At 63.7% G+C, this 16,966-nt stretch carries 18 protein-coding genes and 1 tRNA gene; 4 read left to right on the top strand and 15 right to left on the bottom strand.

The annotated features are described in order from the left end of the window. The first annotated feature begins 138 nt into the window (after window positions 1–138). The 3 genes from Q0L48_RS02310 (at window position 139) to greA (ending at window position 4,613) form a co-directional block, all read left to right on the top strand. On the top strand, window positions 139–675 hold the full coding sequence (locus Q0L48_RS02310; RefSeq protein ID WP_296716737.1) for a carbamoyl-phosphate synthase large subunit: 537 nt from the start codon (window positions 139–141) through the stop codon (window positions 673–675). After that, the gene (carB, locus tag Q0L48_RS02305) at window positions 675–4,013 is read left to right on the top strand and encodes a carbamoyl-phosphate synthase large subunit (RefSeq protein ID WP_296716734.1); all 3,339 of its coding nucleotides are present in this window, start codon (window positions 675–677) and stop codon (window positions 4,011–4,013) included. The genes Q0L48_RS02310 and carB overlap by 1 nt, the downstream gene beginning before the upstream one ends. A 123-nt stretch (window positions 4,014–4,136) precedes the next feature. Then, window positions 4,137–4,613: a transcription elongation factor GreA gene (gene greA / locus Q0L48_RS02300; protein ID WP_296716733.1), complete on the top strand. Its 477-nt coding sequence runs from the start codon at window positions 4,137–4,139 to the stop codon at window positions 4,611–4,613. A gap of 33 nt (window positions 4,614–4,646) precedes the next feature. On the opposite strand, the gene Q0L48_RS02295 is transcribed toward greA, so the two are convergent. From Q0L48_RS02295 to Q0L48_RS02270, 6 genes are all read right to left on the bottom strand, one after another. Then, on the bottom strand, window positions 4,647–5,135 hold the full coding sequence (locus Q0L48_RS02295) for a GNAT family N-acetyltransferase (protein WP_296716731.1): 489 nt from the start codon (window positions 5,133–5,135) through the stop codon (window positions 4,647–4,649). A 24-nt stretch (window positions 5,136–5,159) separates the two neighbouring features. Further along, window positions 5,160–5,390 (bottom strand): DUF4170 domain-containing protein, encoded by a 231-nt coding sequence (locus tag Q0L48_RS02290; protein ID WP_296716728.1) that lies wholly within the window; start codon window positions 5,388–5,390, stop codon window positions 5,160–5,162. A 68-nt stretch (window positions 5,391–5,458) separates the two neighbouring features. Continuing rightward, the gene (locus Q0L48_RS02285) at window positions 5,459–6,037 is read right to left on the bottom strand and encodes a hypothetical protein (RefSeq protein ID WP_296716726.1); all 579 of its coding nucleotides are present in this window, start codon (window positions 6,035–6,037) and stop codon (window positions 5,459–5,461) included. Next, on the bottom strand, window positions 6,034–6,429 hold the full coding sequence (locus Q0L48_RS02280; protein ID WP_296716723.1) for a hypothetical protein: 396 nt from the start codon (window positions 6,427–6,429) through the stop codon (window positions 6,034–6,036). Before Q0L48_RS02280 ends, Q0L48_RS02285 begins: the two co-directional genes overlap by 4 nt. After that, the gene (locus tag Q0L48_RS02275) at window positions 6,426–6,866 is read right to left on the bottom strand and encodes a phage holin family protein (RefSeq protein WP_296716719.1); all 441 of its coding nucleotides are present in this window, start codon (window positions 6,864–6,866) and stop codon (window positions 6,426–6,428) included. Before Q0L48_RS02275 ends, Q0L48_RS02280 begins: the two co-directional genes overlap by 4 nt. Before the next feature lie 60 nt (window positions 6,867–6,926). After that, window positions 6,927–7,562, bottom strand: coding sequence for a hypothetical protein (locus Q0L48_RS02270; RefSeq protein ID WP_296716716.1), 636 nt, complete (start codon window positions 7,560–7,562; stop codon window positions 6,927–6,929). A 191-nt stretch (window positions 7,563–7,753) separates the two neighbouring features. Between Q0L48_RS02270 and eno the strand changes: the two genes are divergently transcribed. Continuing rightward, complete coding sequence (eno, locus tag Q0L48_RS02265) at window positions 7,754–9,040, top strand: phosphopyruvate hydratase (RefSeq protein WP_296716714.1); 1,287 nt, start codon at window positions 7,754–7,756, stop codon at window positions 9,038–9,040. 12 nt (window positions 9,041–9,052) lie between these two features. Here the strand turns inward: eno and Q0L48_RS02260 are convergent, their stop codons facing one another. From Q0L48_RS02260 to mreC, 9 genes are all read right to left on the bottom strand, one after another. Continuing rightward, window positions 9,053–9,574 carry a MarR family winged helix-turn-helix transcriptional regulator gene (locus tag Q0L48_RS02260; protein ID WP_296716711.1) on the bottom strand — a complete coding sequence of 174 codons (522 nt, stop codon included), beginning with the start codon at window positions 9,572–9,574 and terminating at the stop codon, window positions 9,053–9,055. Between the two features lie 177 nt (window positions 9,575–9,751). Beyond that, window positions 9,752–9,925, bottom strand: coding sequence for a hypothetical protein (locus Q0L48_RS02255; RefSeq protein WP_296716706.1), 174 nt, complete (start codon window positions 9,923–9,925; stop codon window positions 9,752–9,754). A 164-nt stretch (window positions 9,926–10,089) separates the two neighbouring features. After that, complete coding sequence (gene ribH / locus Q0L48_RS02250; protein WP_296716703.1) at window positions 10,090–10,512, bottom strand: 6,7-dimethyl-8-ribityllumazine synthase; 423 nt, start codon at window positions 10,510–10,512, stop codon at window positions 10,090–10,092. Between the two features lie 4 nt (window positions 10,513–10,516). After that, a complete protein-coding gene (gene ribB, locus Q0L48_RS02245; protein WP_296716702.1) occupies window positions 10,517–11,764 on the bottom strand; it encodes a 3,4-dihydroxy-2-butanone-4-phosphate synthase in 1,248 nt (415 codons plus the stop codon). Between the two features lie 150 nt (window positions 11,765–11,914). Next, window positions 11,915–11,990 (bottom strand) — tRNA-Lys (locus tag Q0L48_RS02240). Between the two features lie 118 nt (window positions 11,991–12,108). Further along, window positions 12,109–13,182 (bottom strand): rod shape-determining protein RodA, encoded by a 1,074-nt coding sequence (gene rodA / locus Q0L48_RS02235; protein WP_296717104.1) that lies wholly within the window; start codon window positions 13,180–13,182, stop codon window positions 12,109–12,111. Between the two features lie 65 nt (window positions 13,183–13,247). Next, window positions 13,248–15,425, bottom strand: a complete 2,178-nt coding sequence (gene mrdA / locus Q0L48_RS02230) for a penicillin-binding protein 2 (RefSeq protein ID WP_296717101.1) — start codon at window positions 15,423–15,425, stop codon at window positions 13,248–13,250. A 5-nt stretch (window positions 15,426–15,430) separates the two neighbouring features. Further along, window positions 15,431–15,988, bottom strand: coding sequence for a rod shape-determining protein MreD (gene mreD / locus Q0L48_RS02225; protein ID WP_367273991.1), 558 nt, complete (start codon window positions 15,986–15,988; stop codon window positions 15,431–15,433). Further along, window positions 15,985–16,926 (bottom strand): rod shape-determining protein MreC, encoded by a 942-nt coding sequence (gene mreC / locus Q0L48_RS02220; RefSeq protein ID WP_296716700.1) that lies wholly within the window; start codon window positions 16,924–16,926, stop codon window positions 15,985–15,987. The genes mreD and mreC overlap by 4 nt, the downstream gene beginning before the upstream one ends. Window positions 16,927–16,966: the final 40 nt, after the last annotated feature.

The following is a 16,966-nucleotide window of genomic DNA, read 5'->3' as shown; positions in this document are numbered from 1 at the left end:
TCGGCGGTGAGGGGGCGGGGTGTCATTTCGGGCGTCGAACACCCATCCCCCAACCCCTTCCCTCAAGGGAAGGGGTTTACTGCGCTGGCCGCTGCTTTCGTAACTATATCAACCCCTTCGCTCGCCCAGAACCCCGCGATGACCCCGCGCCCGCTGGCCGAATGGCCCGGTGCGGAGATTGCCGAGGGCGTGGCATTTCAAGGCGATGGTTCGGTGACGCTCGAAGCCCCGCCCGAGACCGGCCTGCCGGTGCTCTCCTTCTGGCGGCCGGTGCTGCATGACGAGGATAGCCGCTATCCCGTCGCAGGCCGGATGGATTGCCGCGTCGCTGCCAGCCAAGGCCCGTTTGACGAAGCCACCTTCAATCCCGCCGCCCGCCATGAAGCCGTCGCCGATCAGCGCAAGCAGCAGGGCTTCATCGACACAGAGCGCCTCGCCTCCGAGGATGCCACCATGCGCCAGCTCGACGTGATCGGCCGCCGCAACGCCCCGCGCAGCTATTACGCGCTGAGCTACATCACCGCGCGCGACGGCGACCGCATGATCGACATCCGCCGCAACTGCACCTTCACCTTCGGCAGCGCCGCCTCCAAGCCCGACGTGCTGCCTTTCGTGAACCGCTATACCAAGTTCACCTTCGCCTTCGCGCCCGACCCTTCCGAGCAGGACTCCTGATGCCCAAAAGAACCGACATTTCCTCGATCCTCGTCATTGGCGCCGGCCCCATCATCATCGGGCAGGCGTGCGAGTTCGATTATTCCGGCACGCAGGCGATCAAGGCGCTGAAGGAGGAGGGCTACCGCGTCATCCTGGTCAACTCCAACCCGGCGACTATCATGACCGATCCGGAATTCGCCGACGCGACCTATATCGAGCCGATCACGCCAGATATCGTCGCCAAGATCATCGCCAAGGAACGCCCCGACGCGCTGCTGCCGACGATGGGCGGGCAGACGGCGCTGAACTGCGCGCTGGCGCTGGATGCGGACGGGACGCTCGAGAAATACGGCGTCGAGATGATCGGCGCGAAAGCGGACGCGATCGACAAGGCCGAAAACCGCCAGCGTTTCCGCGATGCGATGGACTCCATCGGGCTGGAAAGTGCGCGTTCGGGCGTTGCCACCACACTGGAACAGGCGCGCGTGATCCTTGAGCGCACCGGCTTGCCCTCGATCATTCGCCCCAGCTTCACCCTTGGCGGCACGGGCGGGGGGATCGCCTACAACAAGGCCGAATTCGACCAGATCGTGGCAGAAGGCCTCGACGCCTCGCCCACCACTGAAGTGTTGATCGAGGAATCGCTGCTCGGGTGGAAAGAGTTCGAGATGGAGGTGGTGCGCGACCGCAAGGATAACGCGATCATCATCTGCGCCATCGAAAACGTCGATCCGATGGGCGTGCACACCGGGGACTCGATCACCGTCGCCCCGGCGCTGACGCTGACCGACAAGGAATACCAGATCATGCGCAACGCGAGCATCGCTTGCCTGCGCGAGATCGGGGTGGAAACCGGCGGATCGAACGTGCAGTTCGCTGTCAATCCAGCCGACGGACGCCTGATCGTGATCGAGATGAATCCGCGCGTGTCGCGGTCCTCCGCGCTGGCATCCAAAGCCACCGGCTTCCCCATCGCCCGCGTCGCGGCGAAACTGGCGGTCGGATACACCCTCGACGAGCTCACCAACGAGATTACCGGCGCAACGCCTGCCAGCTTCGAGCCGACGCTCGATTATGTCGTCACCAAGATTCCGCGCTTCGCGTTCGAAAAGTTCAAGGGCGCAGCCACCGATCTTTCGACCGCAATGAAGTCGGTGGGCGAGGTGATGGCGATCGGTCGCAATTTCCAGGAATCGATGCAGAAGGCGCTTCGGGGGCTGGAAACGGGGCTCGACGGGTTCAACCGCATGCCGGAGCTGGAAGGCGCGAGCCGGGATGTGATCAATGCCGCGCTGTCACGCCGCACGCCTGACCGGCTGCTCAAGGTGGGGCAGGCGTTCCGCGAGGGTCTGAGCGTCGAGGAAATCGCCGCCGTCACCTTCTACGACCCGTGGTTCCTGCGCCAGATCGAAGCCATCATCGCTGCCGAGCGCGAAGTGCAGGCCGATGGCTTGCCGCGCGATGCTGCCGGATTGCGGCGCTTGAAAGCGATGGGATTTTCCGATCGGCGCCTCGCCACGCTGGCGGTACGCTCGGTGGGGGTAGCAGGCGGGATGGGCGAAACGCAGGCCAAGCGTTCCGGCCTGCTGCACGATGCGCTGGTCGCGATGGCCGGTGCCACCAGCGAGGACGAGGTGAGGGCGCTGCGCCACAAGCTTGGCGTGCTGCCGGTCTTCAAGCGGATCGATAGCTGCGCCGCCGAGTTCGAGGCGATCACGCCCTATATGTATTCGACTTACGAAGCCCCAAGCTTCGGCGAGGCGGAGTGCGAGGCAAACCCCTCCGACCGGCGCAAGATCGTGATCCTTGGCGGCGGGCCGAACAGGATCGGGCAGGGGATCGAGTTCGATTACTGCTGCGTCCACGCCTGCTTTGCCTTGGGCGAGGAATGGCATGGCCCGGCGTTCGAAACGATCATGGTCAACTGCAATCCCGAAACCGTGTCGACCGATTACGACACCTCTGACCGGCTCTATTTTGAACCGCTGACCGCGGAAGACGTGCTCGAAATCCTGCGTGTCGAACAGCAGAACGGGGAGCTTGTGGGCGTGATCGTGCAGTTCGGCGGGCAGACCCCGCTGAAACTGGCGCAGGCGCTGGAGGATGCGGGGATCCCCATCCTCGGTACATCGCCCGATGCGATCGACCTAGCCGAAGACCGCGAACGCTTTGCCAAGCTGGTGAGCAAGCTGAAGCTCCAGCAGCCCGAGAATGGCATCGCCCGCAGCCGCGACGAGGCGGCCGCAGTGGCCGCGCGGATCGGCTATCCGGTGCTGCTGCGCCCGTCCTATGTGCTGGGCGGGCGGGCGATGGAGATCGTCGATTCCGAAGCCCAGCTCGATAATTACATCGCCACGGCCGTGAATGTTTCGGGCGATAGCCCGGTGCTGATCGACCAATATCTGCGCGACGCGATCGAGTGCGATGTGGATGCGATATGCGATGGCACCGAAGTGCGGGTTGCAGCGGTGATGCAGCATATCGAAGAGGCCGGCGTCCATTCGGGCGATAGTGCCTGCACCTTGCCGCCATATTCGCTCGACCCTGGAATCGTCGCCGAGATGGAGCGCCAGACCGAAGCGCTGGCCTTTGCGCTGGGCGTGAAGGGGCTGATGAACGTGCAGTTCGCAGTCAAGGACGGCGTGGTTTTTCTGATCGAGGTCAACCCGCGCGCCAGCCGGACCGTGCCGTTCGTCGCCAAGGCTACCGGCCAGCCGGTCGCCAAGATTGCTGCGCGGGTGATGGCGGGAGAGCCGCTCTCCAGCTTCGAGCCGTTTAAGCGCGATCTGCCTTACATGTCGGTGAAGGAAGCGGTGTTCCCGTTTGCGCGGTTCCCCGGCTCTGATCCTGTTCTGAGCCCCGAGATGAAATCGACCGGCGAAGTCATGGGGATCGACGCGAGCTTCGAGGCTGCGTTTCTCAAGTCGCAGATCGGTGCTGGGATGAACCTTCCGCGTGGCGGAACCTTGTTCGTATCGGTCAAGGATACCGACAAGCCGGCGATCGTCCCGGCGATCAGGCGATTGATCGAGCACGGTTTCACCGTCATCGCCACCGGCGGCACCCAGACATGGCTGGCCGAACAGGGGCTGCCGGTGGAGCGGGTCAACAAGGTGGCCGAGGGCCAGCCGCATATCGTCGACCGGATCATCGACGGCGACATCGCGCTGATCTTCAACACGACGGAGGGCTGGCAGTCGCTGATGGACAGCAAATCTATCCGTCAGGCGGCGCTCGCCGGCAAGGTTCCGTATTACACGACTGCAGCTGCTTCGCTGGCTGCGGCGGCCGCGATTGCCGCGATCGCGCCGGATCAGCTTGAAGTCCGGTCGTTGCAAGACTATTGTGGAGTCTAACTGACCTCGCCCTCCCCGACATTCTGATCAGTCGCGGCCGCGTTTTCCTGAAATGCGGGCGTTCCACGATTGAATCAGTGTCCGCCGGGTAGAGCCAAGAGCAAACAGGAAGAGATAAAGGCAATGGCAACCATGGAAAAGGTCCCGATGCTGGCCGAGGGTTACGAGCGGCTCACCGCTGACCTCAAGGTGCTGCGTGACGAGCGCCCGAAGATCGTCGAGGCGATCGAGGAAGCCCGCGCCCACGGCGACCTTTCGGAAAATGCCGAATACCACGCCGCCAAGGAACGTCAGGGCCAGGTAGAAGCCATGATCGGCGAGATCGAGAACATGGTCAGCCGCGCGCAGATCATTGATCCTGCGACGCTTTCGGGCGACAAGATCATCTTCGGTGCGACCGTGACCCTGATCGACGATAACGACAAGCCGATCCGTTACCAGATCGTCGGCCAGACCGAAGCGGATGCGAACAAGGGCCGCATTTCGTATAGCTCGCCGCTCGCGCGCGCTCTGATCGGCAAGCAGGTGGGCGATGACATCGAAGTGACGGTGCCTTCCGGCGAGAAGTTCTACCACGTCGAAAAGATCGAATTCATCTGATCGGGCGGGGCTGATCGCAGCGCTTTCTGCCGGTCAGTCCAGCACCTTTTCCATCGCGTAATTGTGGATCGCGACGTCTTCCCCCGCGTGGGGAATGGTGAAGTCGCGCCGCTGCACCAGACGAAATCCGGCGCGCGCGAACACCGGGCGCGCCAATTCGCTCGCTTCAGTGAACAACCGTGCGATACCCGCTGCCCGCGCACGGTCCTCTGCGCTGTCGAGCAATCGCCCGGCGAGGCCCGTACCCGCGTAATCGGGGTGGCAATATAGCATGTCGACATGTCCGTCAGGCTCCAACAGCGCGTAAGCTGTCGGGAGATCCGCCGCATTCACTGTAACAAGGATGATGTCGCCCTTTGCTGCGCTGGCGATGAACCGCTGCGGGCCGGGATGGCGCGCGGCCCACGCCGCGACCTGACCGGGCGCGTAGGCGCGACCACCGATGCTGCGGATAGCCGCGCCGGTCAGCGCCGCCAGCGGCTCGGCATCATCCTCGCGGAACGGGCGGATGATGCTGGCCAAGCGTGCTTACCTTGATCTTCGGGCCTAGTCTTCGGGCGTCAGCAGCTTGTGGATGTGCACCACCACGTACTTCATCTCGGCATCGTCGACCGTACGCTGTGCCTGCGCGCGCCACGCGTCCACCGCCGCATCATACGAACTGTAGACGCCCACGACGTGGATGCTTTCCGGATCCTGGAACTCGATCCCGCGCGGATCTTTCACGCGGCCGCCCATCACAAGGTGGAGACGCTGGTTCGGAGTGGTTTCAGCCATTTTGCAAGCCCTTGGGGAGGAACGTTGCGCGGTGCCTTAACGGCTCGCGCGCCAAGAGCAAGCCCACATCAGCCCTTGACCTTCTTCACCGTGTCGCGAACCACGCGGGACGTTTTGCGGCGGGATTTGCGCGCGGCATCGCGGGTCGTATCGGCAGCGGTGCCGAGTGCATGCGCAGCCTTGCGGCGGGCGCGGCGAGCAGTGGCCTCAGCTTCGTCGCCCAGATCCTCGATCCGGTCCTGACCCGAACGCGCTGCATCCACCACGTCGTCGATCAGCTTCATGACATAGGCCATCGCGGCATCGCTTACCAAGGTGCTCATGGTGGAGCTGCCGCGCGCGGTCAGGCCCTTCACCCCCGATGCGGCGGAACTTGCCGCGCCGGATGCCGCAACACCCACCGCGCCGGCCGCACGGGTCGCTACGCGCCGTCCGGGGCGGGTGGCCAAGCCCAACAGCAGCCCGACGACAACCGCTCCGCTGATTACAGTCAGCGGGTGTTCGCGGGTGTAGTCGGCGGCAGCGGAGGCGGCTTCGCGGGCCTGATCGGCCAGCGAACGTTCGGCATTGCGGCGCTCGGCTGCATCGATTTTCGCGCGCAGGGCGTCACGCTTGTCTGTGGGGGTGAGTACGGTCACATCGGTCATTGCAAATCTCCTTCGGGGGCGCGGGCTGGCTCAGCCCCGGTACCGGCATCTGCGCCGGCATCCTCGCCTTTCCCATCGTTTTGTGCATCTTCTTCTTCGCCATCCATCAGCGCCAGCAACGGGCCGCGCATCAGCCACAGCATGATCGCGCCGATCAGCACCGCCAGCACGCCGCGATGGTCGCTCGCCTGCTGTTTCGCCTGTTCCAGCACGTCGCTCGCCCCGGCGCGTACGCGGCCCGAGATGCTGCTGCCGACGCTGGAGGAAACCCTGCTTGCCACACCCTGTTGGCCGAGGCTGGCGCGGATGCGGGAGATGTCCTCCTCTATCACCGCGCGTGCGGCGTCGCGCAGCGCGCGGTCTTCGACGAAGCGGGAGGGAAGGCTGGTCATGCGCTGTCTCCCTTCACATTGTTGAACAGCGCCGCCACAACGTCTGCATCCTTGCGCGCGGCCAGCACCAGCGCCGCCACGCCGATCAGCAGGACGCCGACGACGATCGCGATAGCTCCCCAGATGGTCACCAACGGAGCAAGCGCGATCACTGCACCCACGGCCAGCGCGATCAATGCAAGGTGCAGCAGCACCAGTGCCAAAACCAGCATCGCCGCCGCGCGACCGGCGGTCTTGCCGGCGATCGTCGCGCGGGTTTTCTGAAACGCGACCTCGGCCTCGGCATAGGTGCGCGCATCTTCCACCAGCACCGCAATTTCCTCGCGCAGGCCGGTCAGCGCGTCCTCCGCAGCGGCAAAGGGGGAATCCGCGGCATCGTCGTCGGCACCGGGCGCATCGGCGGGAGGCTCCTGAAGGCCGGGGTTACTGTCCTGCATTGACGGGTCCTGCAATGGTTCCTGCAATCGTGCCTGCAACGGGGAGCGTGAGATGTTCGCTCAGTTGCGCTTCCCGCCGCCAAGCATCCGGGCGAGGAAGAAACCCACGACCGCCGCAATGCCGACGGCCACGCCGGGGCTCTTGCGCACCATTTCGCGCGCATCGTCGCCCAGTTCCTCGACGCTTTTGGAATCGAGCTTGGCGGATGTTTCCTGCAGCGTGCGCGATGCCTTGCGGGCGTAATCACCATATTGCTCGCCCAGCTTCTCGTCGATCTGCGTGGCGCTTTCGCCGACCACCTTGCCGAGCGAGGCGATCGCGTCGCTGGTGGCCTTCTTGCCTTCGACCGCGATGTCGCCTGCCTTCACCATAGCCTTGTCGCCATAGGATTTCGCGTCGGTCACAAGGTCGCCGCCCTTGGACTTGGCCTGTTCGCCATAGCTGCCGACACGGGTTCCCGCCTCGGCACGAAGCGCGGCGGCACCGGCCTTGGCTTCTTCGAGCGCGGCGTTGAACCGGCTTTTGGCTTCGGCGGTGTGGGTGCCCGTCGCAACCGGTGTGGCCGCCGGCGTATCTGCGCCGCGCGTGGTCGCTCCCGACTTGCGCGAGGCGGCCTTGGTGGGGCCATCGGTCTTGGTGGTCGCGCCCTTGGTGGATTTTGCCGGCGTCTTTTTGATCGGGGTCGTATCTGCCATTGCGATGCTCCTTGTTTATTGTTCCGTCCGGTCTGCGAGCCGTCGCCCGCTTGCACAGGGCGATTCCCGCGCATAGGGACTTTTCGCATCCGGGCGTCTGCCTGATTCAGCAAGCCAGAATCGTGCCGTCCCGAATATCATACCGAACAAGTGTCTTAACATCCTAAACCACTTTACCGCCGGAGCCAAATATGACCGCGATCATCGACCTGCACGGCCGCGAAATTCTCGACAGCCGCGGAAATCCCACCGTCGAAGTCGACGTGCTGCTGGATGATGGCAGTTTCGGGCGCGCGGCTGTGCCTTCAGGGGCGTCGACTGGCGCTCACGAAGCGGTGGAACTGCGCGATGGCGACCCGGAACGCTACCTTGGCAAGGGGGTGATGGGTGCCGTAAACGCGGTCAACGGCGAAATCCGGGAGCTGCTGATCGAGAACTTCGATGCGGAAGATCAGCGCGATATCGATCTGGCGCTGATCGCGCTCGACGACACCCCCAACAAGGCGCGGCTCGGCGCAAATGCGATTCTGGGCACCAGCCTTGCGGTGGCCAAGGCTGCGGCCAATGCGCGCGGGTTGCCGCTCTATTCGTATCTCGGCGGTGTGTCGGCGCACCTGCTGCCTGTGCCGATGATGAACATCATCAATGGCGGCGAGCATGCCGATAACCCGATCGACATTCAGGAATTCATGATCATGCCGGTCGGCGCGGATAGCTTGGCCGAGGCCGTGCGTTGGGGCGCGGAAGTCTTTCACACTCTGAAAAAAGGTCTCGCGCAAAAGGGGCTGGCCACCAGTGTCGGCGATGAAGGCGGGTTTGCGCCGGACCTCGCCAGCACGCGTGCCGCGCTCGATTTCATCATGGAATCGGTCGCCAAGGCCGGATTTACCCCCGGCGAGGACATCGTGCTCGCGCTCGATTGCGCAGCGACCGAGTTCTTCAAGGACGGCCGCTACGAAATTTCTGGCGAGGGGCTGAGCCTCTCCCCTGACGAGATGGCCGATTATCTAGCCAAGCTGTGCGCCGAATACCCGATCCGATCGATCGAAGACGGCATGAGCGAGGACGATTTCGCAGGCTGGGCCGCGCTCACCGGCAAGATCGGCGACAAGGTCCAGTTGGTCGGCGACGATCTGTTCGTTACCAACCCGGCGCGCCTGTCCGACGGGATCGCTCGCGGCCTCGCCAATTCGCTGCTGGTCAAGGTCAACCAGATCGGCACGCTGACCGAAACTTTGGCCGCTGTCGATATGGCACACCGCGCGCGCTACACCTGCGTGATGAGCCACCGTTCGGGCGAGACCGAGGATGCGACCATTGCCGATCTCGCGGTTGCGACCAATTGCGGACAGATCAAGACTGGGTCGCTGGCGCGCTCGGACCGGCTTGCCAAGTACAATCAGCTGATCCGGATCGAGGAAGAGCTGGGCGACAGTGCAGTCTATGCCGGCAAGGGCTGCTTCGGCGGTCGCTGCTGAGCCGCTGCGGGTCTAACCGCCCGCCCTGACGTTATCGAAAAACCGCTCCATCGCGGCAACGCCTTCGCGGGTCAGCCGCACCATTACGCGGCGGTGGTCCTGCGGGTCCTTTTCGCGCACCACCAGTCCTTCGTCAGCCAATACGCCGAGCCATCGCAAGCCGGTGGTGGCCGGCGCGGCTGAGCCGATGCAGGCGCTCGACACCGAAACCGGCTTGCCTTCGCCATGCGCGATGTAGAGATCGAGCAGGATGTCCCACGCGGGTTCCCCGAACAATTCGGGATTGCCGAAGATCGCCGCACGCTTTCGCCGCAACGCATAGGCCTGTCGGGCCAGCGCAAGATAGCGCCGTGTGTCGCGCGGGGCGCGTTCTGCGCCGGTATTTGCGCCAGCACCATCGGGTGCCGCAGCGATTTTGCGTAGCCGTTCGGCGAGTGCCAGCAGTTCATAGGAAAGCGGTTGCAGTTCGCCTTTGGTTCGCCCGGCGAAATCGGTCTGCCGGTCGAACTCGGGCAGTGGTGCGGCATCATCCATGTGCCGCCCGCGTCCGCAAAGGCCTGTCTACTGGGAAGGAATCGAAAACCACGCTGCGAAAATTATCTTGCGCGGCGCGGTTTGGCTTTAAGGGCAAATACGCAGGTGCGCTGTTTCACTGGGGAAACAACGTTGACCTTATCCCCCGCGCGTCTGGTTATCCCCCGCGCGTCTGGTTCAGCTCGCCACGCGGCGGGCCTGTTCGGTGCGCAGATGCTGGATCGCGGCATCGACATGAGCGGCCCCGATATAAATGCGCATCCGATCAAGCTCGGTGAGTTGATCTTCCAGCACGGCAATTATCCGGGGCAGCCGGGAAAGATCGGTCGCCGGAGAGTCGGGGTTGTTCACGATAAGATTTTCCAAGGCTGACTGCACGAAGCTGCTAACCCGTGCGAACGGCGAGCAACAGCAGAACCTGCTCGGATATCGCGTTAAAGCCTTACGGAAATCTACAGAGGGAAACTACTTAGTCAGGTTAGTGATCCAGATTGGTACGGTGCTAGCGTGACGCCTCAGCGGCCGAAACGGTCCTGCAACGCGAGCAGCGCCAACGCCGCCTTCGCCGCCTCGCCACCCTTGTCCTTTTGTGACGGATCGGCGCGCACCAGCGCCTGCGCTTCGTTCTCGACGGTGAGAATACCGTTGCCGATCGGAATGCCATCCATGGTCAGCGCCATGATTGCGCGCGCGCTTTCGCCCGCAACAATCTCGAAGTGATAGGTCTCGCCGCGAATGACGACGCCAATCGCTACGAAACCTTCAAACTGGTCGCTTTCGGCAGCCAGCGCGATTGCTCCGGGGATTTCGAGCGCGCCGGGAACGGTCAGCACTTCGACCTCATGACCAGCCACTTCCAGCGCAGCGCGCGCGCCAGCGATCAGCATATCATTCAGATGGGCGTAGAAACGCGCTTCGACGATCAGGATGCGAGCCATTGGGTTACTCCGGAATGGGATGGAAGTCGGTGATGGTCAGGCCGTAACCTTCGAGCGCGACCAAATCAGGGCGGCTGTTCGACAGCAGAACCATGTCCGACACGCCCAGATCGACGAGGATCTGCGAGCCGATGCCGATATTGCGCAGTTCCTCGTCAGGCCGCCATTCGCCGGTGCCCACGCGCCCGGTGAGGATCACGATCACGCCCGAGCCATGCTCGCCAATCGCCTGCATCGCCCGCTGCAGCGTGCGCTTGCGCGGGCCGGGGGCGCCGAGCACGTCATCGAAGACAGAGATCGGATGGACGCGAGCGAGGGTGGGCTCGCCGGGAATGACGTGGCCCTTCTGCAGGACATAGGCTTCGTTGCCCGCAACCCGGTCGCGGTAGGTGATCATCCGCCACTGGCCGCCGTAATCACTTTCGAAGCTTCGTTCGGCGAGACGTTCGACCAGGTGGTCGTTGCGCATCCGGTAGGCGATGAGATCGCGGATTGTGCCGATCTTGAGATCGTGCTTGCGCGCGAAGGCCACGAGATCGTCGAGCCGGGCCATGGTGCCGTCCTCGTTCATGATCTCGCAGATCACGCCCGAAGGATTGAGTCCGGCGAGCCGCGAGATATCGACCGCTGCCTCGGTATGGCCGGCGCGCACCAGAGTGCCGCCATCGCGTGCCATCAGAGGGAAGACGTGGCCCGGCGTCACGAGGTCGTCGGCACCTTTGGCCGCGTCGATCGCGACGGAGACGGTGCGCGCGCGGTCTGCTGCAGAAATGCCGGTGGTGACGCCTTCCTTCGCCTCGATCGAGATTGTGAAGGCGGTCTGCATCGATTCCTTGTTGTTGCGGCTCATTGGCTGCAGCCCGAGGTGATCGACGCGGTCCTTGGTCAATGCCAGGCAGATCAGGCCGCGCCCATGCATCGCCATGAAATTGATCGCCTGCGGGGTCGCCATCTGGGCGGGGATGATGAGATCGCCCTCGTTCTCGCGGTCCTCGTCGTCGACGAGGATGTACATCCGCCCATTGCGCGCCTCGTCGATGATGGCCTCGATACTGGCAAGCACAGGCCGATCATCATTCGCATCGAGAAAGGATTCGAGCTTCGCGAGCGTTTCGGCCGTAGGATTCCAGCCATACTCGGTGCAGTCGCGCAAGGTGTTGGCATGGAGCCCGGCGGCACGGGCCAATCCGGCCTTGGTCATGCCGCCCGATGTGACAAGGTCGCGAACGCGTGTGATAGGTGATGTGCTCATGATGCCTCGATATCACATTTTGATGTGGAGGCAAGCCACGTTGATGCTGAGAAAATCGGCGCCGGGATGGCTACTATCAACTCTCATTACCGCACACGCCCGCCGCAATGTGATTGCGAACGTCTGATATGGGGCATGTAAGGAGGGGGGTGGTGGACGCACTAGGGTTCGAACCTAGGACCCGCTGATTAAGAGTCAGCTGCTCTACCAACTGAGCTATGCGTCCATTCCGACCTGACCGGACCGCGGTGCAGGGCCAATTCGGCGGCCTCCGATTCGCGTGAGGCGCTGCATTTAGCGTCCCATGCGCCGATGGCAAGAGTGTATTCGCCTGAAACTTCCGCTCAGCCTGTCAGCCCCCGGCGCGGCGCGTTTTTGTTCCAGCGGTTTACCATCATCAGTACGCCGATACAGATCATGTTGGTCAGCATCGATGATCCGCCATGGCTCATCCATGGTAGCGGGATGCCGACCACCGGCGCCATGCCCATCACCATCAACAGGTTGACCGCGACATAGAAGAAAATGGTAACCACCATGCCCGCGGCCAGAAGGCTGGCGAAACGATCATTGGATTCTTGCGCCACCTTCCAACCCCAGCGCAGGATCACGGCGAAGGCTCCAAGCACGAACAGTCCGCCCATCACGCCCCATTCCTCCGCCATGGTGGAGAAGACGAAATCGGTGTGCGGTTCGGGCAGGTAATTGAGGTGGCTTTGCGAGCCTTCGTTGAAGCCTTTGCCGAAAATACCGCCCGAACCGATAGCGATTTTGGACTGGGTGATGTGATAGCCTGCGCCGAGCGGATCGGCCTCGGGATCGAACATCGTCATCACCCGGCGTTGTTGATATTCCTGCAGGCCGTAGAAAAATGCCAGCGGGGCGATCACCAACCCCGCCGCCGCTCCGCCGACGAACCAGCGCAGCGGGAGCCCCGCCAGCAGCATGACCATTGCCCCGCCAAATCCGATTGCGAGCGCCGTCCCGAGATCGGGCTGGAGCAACACCAGAGCCATCGGCAGACCCACAAGTCCGCCCGGGATCAGCAGCGCTCGCCAGGTGTTGGTCATCCCCAACGGCAGGCTCGAATAGAACATCGCCAGTGTTACCACCACGGTCGGCTTCATCAGTTCAGAGGGCTGGAGCACCATGAAGCCCAAGTCGAGCCAACGCTGGCTACCCCCGCCGACCTGCCCAATTGCTTCAACCGCCATCAGCAGCAGCAGCACGATGATATAGGCCGGATAAATCAGCATCCGCACCAGATCGCGCGGGAAGGCGGTAATGACGATCGCCATCGTCATGAAGACGGCAAACCGCACGAGATGCGACGCGGCATAAGGCTGCATCGCGCCGCCGCCGGCGGAATACAGCACCGCCGCGCCGAAACCTACAAGGGCAAACAGCGGGATCAGCATTTCCCATGGCTGGCGCGCAATCGGCTCTGGAATGATCCCGGAGGTGGTGGCGGCGCTGCCGAGCCTCACTGTGCCAAGTCCCCGGCAACAGAACTGTCCGGCGTGGACGCCGGTGCCGGGCCAGAAGCATCCACGCCGGCGTCGCCTGGTGTCGCAGGCGCTGCTGCGGCCGCTTCACCGGGAGGCGACACAGGCGGTGTGCCGGAAGGATTGGCAATCGGGCGCGGGGTCACGACTTCGCCGGCGATGGCCTGCGATTGCTCGGCCGCAAGTCGCGCTTCGGCTTCTACCCGGTCGAAAATTTCCTCGTCGCGGCGCGGCGGGCGGCGCACCTCGGCCCCGCGCTCGGCGGCATAGGCGGCATAGCGCGCGTCGAGCCGCTGCTGGGCGGTGCCGCCCCACTGCTTTTCAAGCGATGCAAGCGCCTCCATTCCCTTAGCCGGATCGAACATGAAGGTCATGACATCACGCGCGATCGGATAGGCTGCGCCCGATCCGCCGCCGTGCTCGATCACCACCGCTCCGGCGTAGCGCGGATTGTCGTAGGGAGCGAAGAAGATGAACAACCCGTGGTCGCGGTATTTCCACGGGCCGGTGCGGCCATTGGAAATGCTGAGCGAGACGACCTGCGCAGTGCCGGTCTTTCCCGCCATCAGCGTGCCATCTACCGGCAGGCGCGCGCGTCCGGCAGTTCCGGGGCCGTTGACCACATCGCTCATCGCCTTGCGGACATAATCGACCTGCTCTGCGGGGAAGTCGATATTATCGAACCCCTGCGGCTTGGTCGAGAGTGTCAGGCGCGGCATCACGTGGCGCCCGGTGGCAAGCCGTGATGCCATGACCGCCAGCTGCAACGGGCTGGAGAGCATATAGCCCTGACCGATCGTGGCGTTGACCGTGTCGAAGGCCTGCCATTCGCGGCCCCATTTGTTCATCTTCCAGGCCGGATCGGGTACAGTGCCGTAGAACTGACTGGTGACGGGCAGGGGGAATTCCTGTCCCATCCCGCAGCGCCGCGCCATTGCTGCGATCGGGTCCATGCCCACCCGCTGCGCCATGGCGTAGAAATAGACGTCGCAGCTCTGATAAATGCCCTTGGCCATGTCGACCGCGCCGTGGCCGCGCCGGTTCCAGCAACCGAACACCCGGTTGCCGACCCTGAGGCCGCCGCCGCAGTACACCGTTTCATTCGGGTCGACGCCCTGTTGCATCAGCGCCATCGACACCATTGGTTTGACCGTGGAGCCGGGCGGGTAGAGGCCCTTCAACACCTTGTTCCGCAAAGGAACGCGCTCGTCGTCGCGTAGCATGCCGTATTCGACGCTGCCGATCCCGTCGGAGAAACTGTTGGGATCGAAGCTCGGCATCGAGGCCATGCACATGAGGTCGCCGGTGCGGCAGTCCATCACCACCACCGAGCCGCTTTCGAGACCGATCCGGCGGGCGGCATAATCCTGCAACGGGCCGTCGATGGTCAGGCGCACGGGATCGCCCTGAATATCCTCGCGGGTTTCCAGATCACGCACGATCCGGCCGCGAGCGGTGACTTCGACCCGCCGCGCGCCGGGAATGCCGCGCAATTCCTTCTCGAACTGCTTTTCCAGCGCGTCCTTCCCGATCTTGTAGCCGGGTGTGATCAGCAGCGGGTTGGGGTCCTCCTCGAATTCCTCGGCCGAGGCCGGACCGACATAGCCGATAAGGTGGCCGACGCTGGCCCCGGTCGGGTAGAACCGCGAGAAACCGCGTTGCGGGACAACCCCGGGCAAATCGGGCAGCCGGACGCTGAGAGCAGCGAACTGATCGTAGTTCAGTCCGCTAGCCACCTCGATCGGCTGAAACCCGCGGGATTCGGCCACCTTGTCCTTGATATCGGCGATCCGCGACGGCTCGAGCGACAGGAGCGCACCGATCCGGTCGATTGTGGCGTCAGAATTGGTCAGCCGCTCGGGAATGATGTCGACCCGGAAATCGGCGCGGTTGGAAGCAAGCGGAGCGCCGTTGCGGTCGAGAATCCACCCGCGCCGCGGCGGGATCAATGTCAGATTGACCCGGTTGCTTTCGGATTCGAGCCGGTACTTCTCGTTTTCGGCAATCGCCAGATAGCCCATGCGCGCCGCCAGCAGCACGCCGATGCCACCTTGCACGGTGCCGATCAGCACAGCGCGGCGCTCGAAAGTGCTGCGCAAAATCGAGGCGTTGATAACCGGAGCCGGACGAGGGTTGCGTTTGCCGCGCGAGAACAGCGACTTCACTCGATCCTCCGGGCCCGGACGAGACGAAATCGGTCGAGACTGGCCACCATGCGGGCCAATATTGGGTAGATCAGCACCGACAACAAGGCCTGTGGCAGGGCAACCACCAATAGTTCCGGCGTGACGGGTGCGCCTGAAAGCAGCAGCGCGGCCAACCAGTAAAGCAAAGCGGCGAGTGCTGCAGTGAACCAGTCCTGCCAGAACCCGCGCCAGGGAAAGCGCGCCTCGAGCAACTCGATTGCAATCATCGCGAGCGACCACAGCAGCACCGCGCTGCCGAAAGGCTGCCCGCTGACCAGATCATCGAACGCACCGAGCGGCGCTCCGGCCCATAGCGGCAGCAGACCGGGACGCATCAGACGCCAGGCCAACAACACCAGGAAGCCGAGCGGCGGCACCAGCGGCATCACGTCTGCGATCAGCAGCGCCGGCAATAGCGATCCCAGCATGATCGACAGATACGGCACGCTCCCGGCGCGCAGCGGCGACTGGGTGCGGTTGATACGGCTGCCATAGGGATCGGAACGCGACCGCTGATTGAGCCGCTCCATCATTCGCTACCCTGGTCGGAAGGCACCGGCGGGGATTGCGGCTGCGTTGCCGCAGCCTCGTCAAGCGGTTCGCGCGGACTTCTGAGGGCGGCCACGGCGGCAGGTTCGAAAATCGGCTCGACCGCAACGAAGTTGGTTGCCGACGGTTCGGCCACCAACTGCGCGATCCCGCCATCGGGGGTAATCTCCTTGATTACCGCAACCGCGACGCCGGGCTTGTAATATCCGCCCGCACCGCTGGTCACCATCAGGTCACCTGCCTTGAGCGGATTGATCCCGAGATTGACCAGCCGCACGCGCAGCAACCCATTGCCGCGCCCCTCGGCAAAGGCCACCACGTCATCCTTCGCGCGCCGCACCGGAAGCACGCTTTCGCTGTCGGTCAGCAGCAGAACCCGGGCAGAATTACGTCCTGTTTCAAGCACTCGGCCAATCACACCGCGCTCGGACGTGACCGGCATACCGGGCTTCACCCCGTCGTTACGGCCAACACCGAGAAACGCGAGCCGCCGCCCGCTGGCTGCGGTCGAGCCGACCAGTCGTGCAGTTGCGACCGGTTTGGTCTCACCTTCGCGCAACGCCATCAGCGCCATCAATCGACGGTTTTCCGCCTTGATGGCTTCGGCCTCGGCGAGGCGGATGCGGGCGATTTCGACCTCTTCGCGCAACGCCGCGTTCTGGCTTCCGGCGCGGAAATATCCCGCAATGCCATCGAAAAAGCCGTCGCTGCCGCTGCGCGCTGCCGCGGTCACCTCGCCCGCGGGCGCGACAACGTCACCCGCAACGCCCCGCAATGGGGCGAATGCCGATGGCTGCCACAAGGACAGCAACAGCAATCCGAAGCCCGCCAACGCCCCCACACCGGCCAGCAAGTAGCCGGTGAACACGGAGAACTGTGCCTTCTTCGAAAAGCCCGACCGTCGCGATGAAGGCGGCGCCATGGCTTATAGTCCCTTCTGCCAGATCCCCCGGCTCAATCTG

This window comes from Erythrobacter sp. (assembly GCF_024305245.1).
In the GTDB taxonomy this organism is placed as follows: domain Bacteria; phylum Pseudomonadota; class Alphaproteobacteria; order Sphingomonadales; family Sphingomonadaceae; genus Erythrobacter.
The sequence above is the reverse complement of the archived record's forward strand: the minus strand, read 5'-3'. Positions and strand labels throughout refer to the sequence as shown.

What these genes read in the sequence shown, in the direction of transcription:
- Q0L48_RS02310 (WP_296716737.1), top strand. Translation starts at nt 139, where the DNA reads ATGACCCCGCGCCCGCTGGCCGAATGGCCCGGTGCGGAGATTGCCGAG.
- carB (WP_296716734.1), top strand. Translation starts at nt 675, where the DNA reads ATGCCCAAAAGAACCGACATTTCCTCGATCCTCGTCATTGGCGCCGGC.
- greA (WP_296716733.1), top strand. Translation starts at nt 4,137, where the DNA reads ATGGCAACCATGGAAAAGGTCCCGATGCTGGCCGAGGGTTACGAGCGG.
- Q0L48_RS02290 (WP_296716728.1), bottom strand. Translation starts at nt 5,390, where the DNA reads ATGGCTGAAACCACTCCGAACCAGCGTCTCCACCTTGTGATGGGCGGC.
- Q0L48_RS02285 (WP_296716726.1), bottom strand. Translation starts at nt 6,037, where the DNA reads ATGACCGATGTGACCGTACTCACCCCCACAGACAAGCGTGACGCCCTG.
- Q0L48_RS02280 (WP_296716723.1), bottom strand. Translation starts at nt 6,429, where the DNA reads ATGACCAGCCTTCCCTCCCGCTTCGTCGAAGACCGCGCGCTGCGCGAC.
- Q0L48_RS02275 (WP_296716719.1), bottom strand. Translation starts at nt 6,866, where the DNA reads ATGCAGGACAGTAACCCCGGCCTTCAGGAGCCTCCCGCCGATGCGCCC.
- Q0L48_RS02270 (WP_296716716.1), bottom strand. Translation starts at nt 7,562, where the DNA reads ATGGCAGATACGACCCCGATCAAAAAGACGCCGGCAAAATCCACCAAG.
- eno (WP_296716714.1), top strand. Translation starts at nt 7,754, where the DNA reads ATGACCGCGATCATCGACCTGCACGGCCGCGAAATTCTCGACAGCCGC.
- Q0L48_RS02260 (WP_296716711.1), bottom strand. Translation starts at nt 9,574, where the DNA reads ATGGATGATGCCGCACCACTGCCCGAGTTCGACCGGCAGACCGATTTC.
- ribH (WP_296716703.1), bottom strand. Translation starts at nt 10,512, where the DNA reads ATGGCTCGCATCCTGATCGTCGAAGCGCGTTTCTACGCCCATCTGAAT.
- ribB (WP_296716702.1), bottom strand. Translation starts at nt 11,764, where the DNA reads ATGAGCACATCACCTATCACACGCGTTCGCGACCTTGTCACATCGGGC.
- rodA (WP_296717104.1), bottom strand. Translation starts at nt 13,182, where the DNA reads ATGCTGATCCCGCTGTTTGCCCTTGTAGGTTTCGGCGCGGCGGTGCTG.
- mreD (WP_367273991.1), bottom strand. Translation starts at nt 15,988, where the DNA reads ATGATGGAGCGGCTCAATCAGCGGTCGCGTTCCGATCCCTATGGCAGC.
- mreC (WP_296716700.1), bottom strand. Translation starts at nt 16,926, where the DNA reads ATGGCGCCGCCTTCATCGCGACGGTCGGGCTTTTCGAAGAAGGCACAG.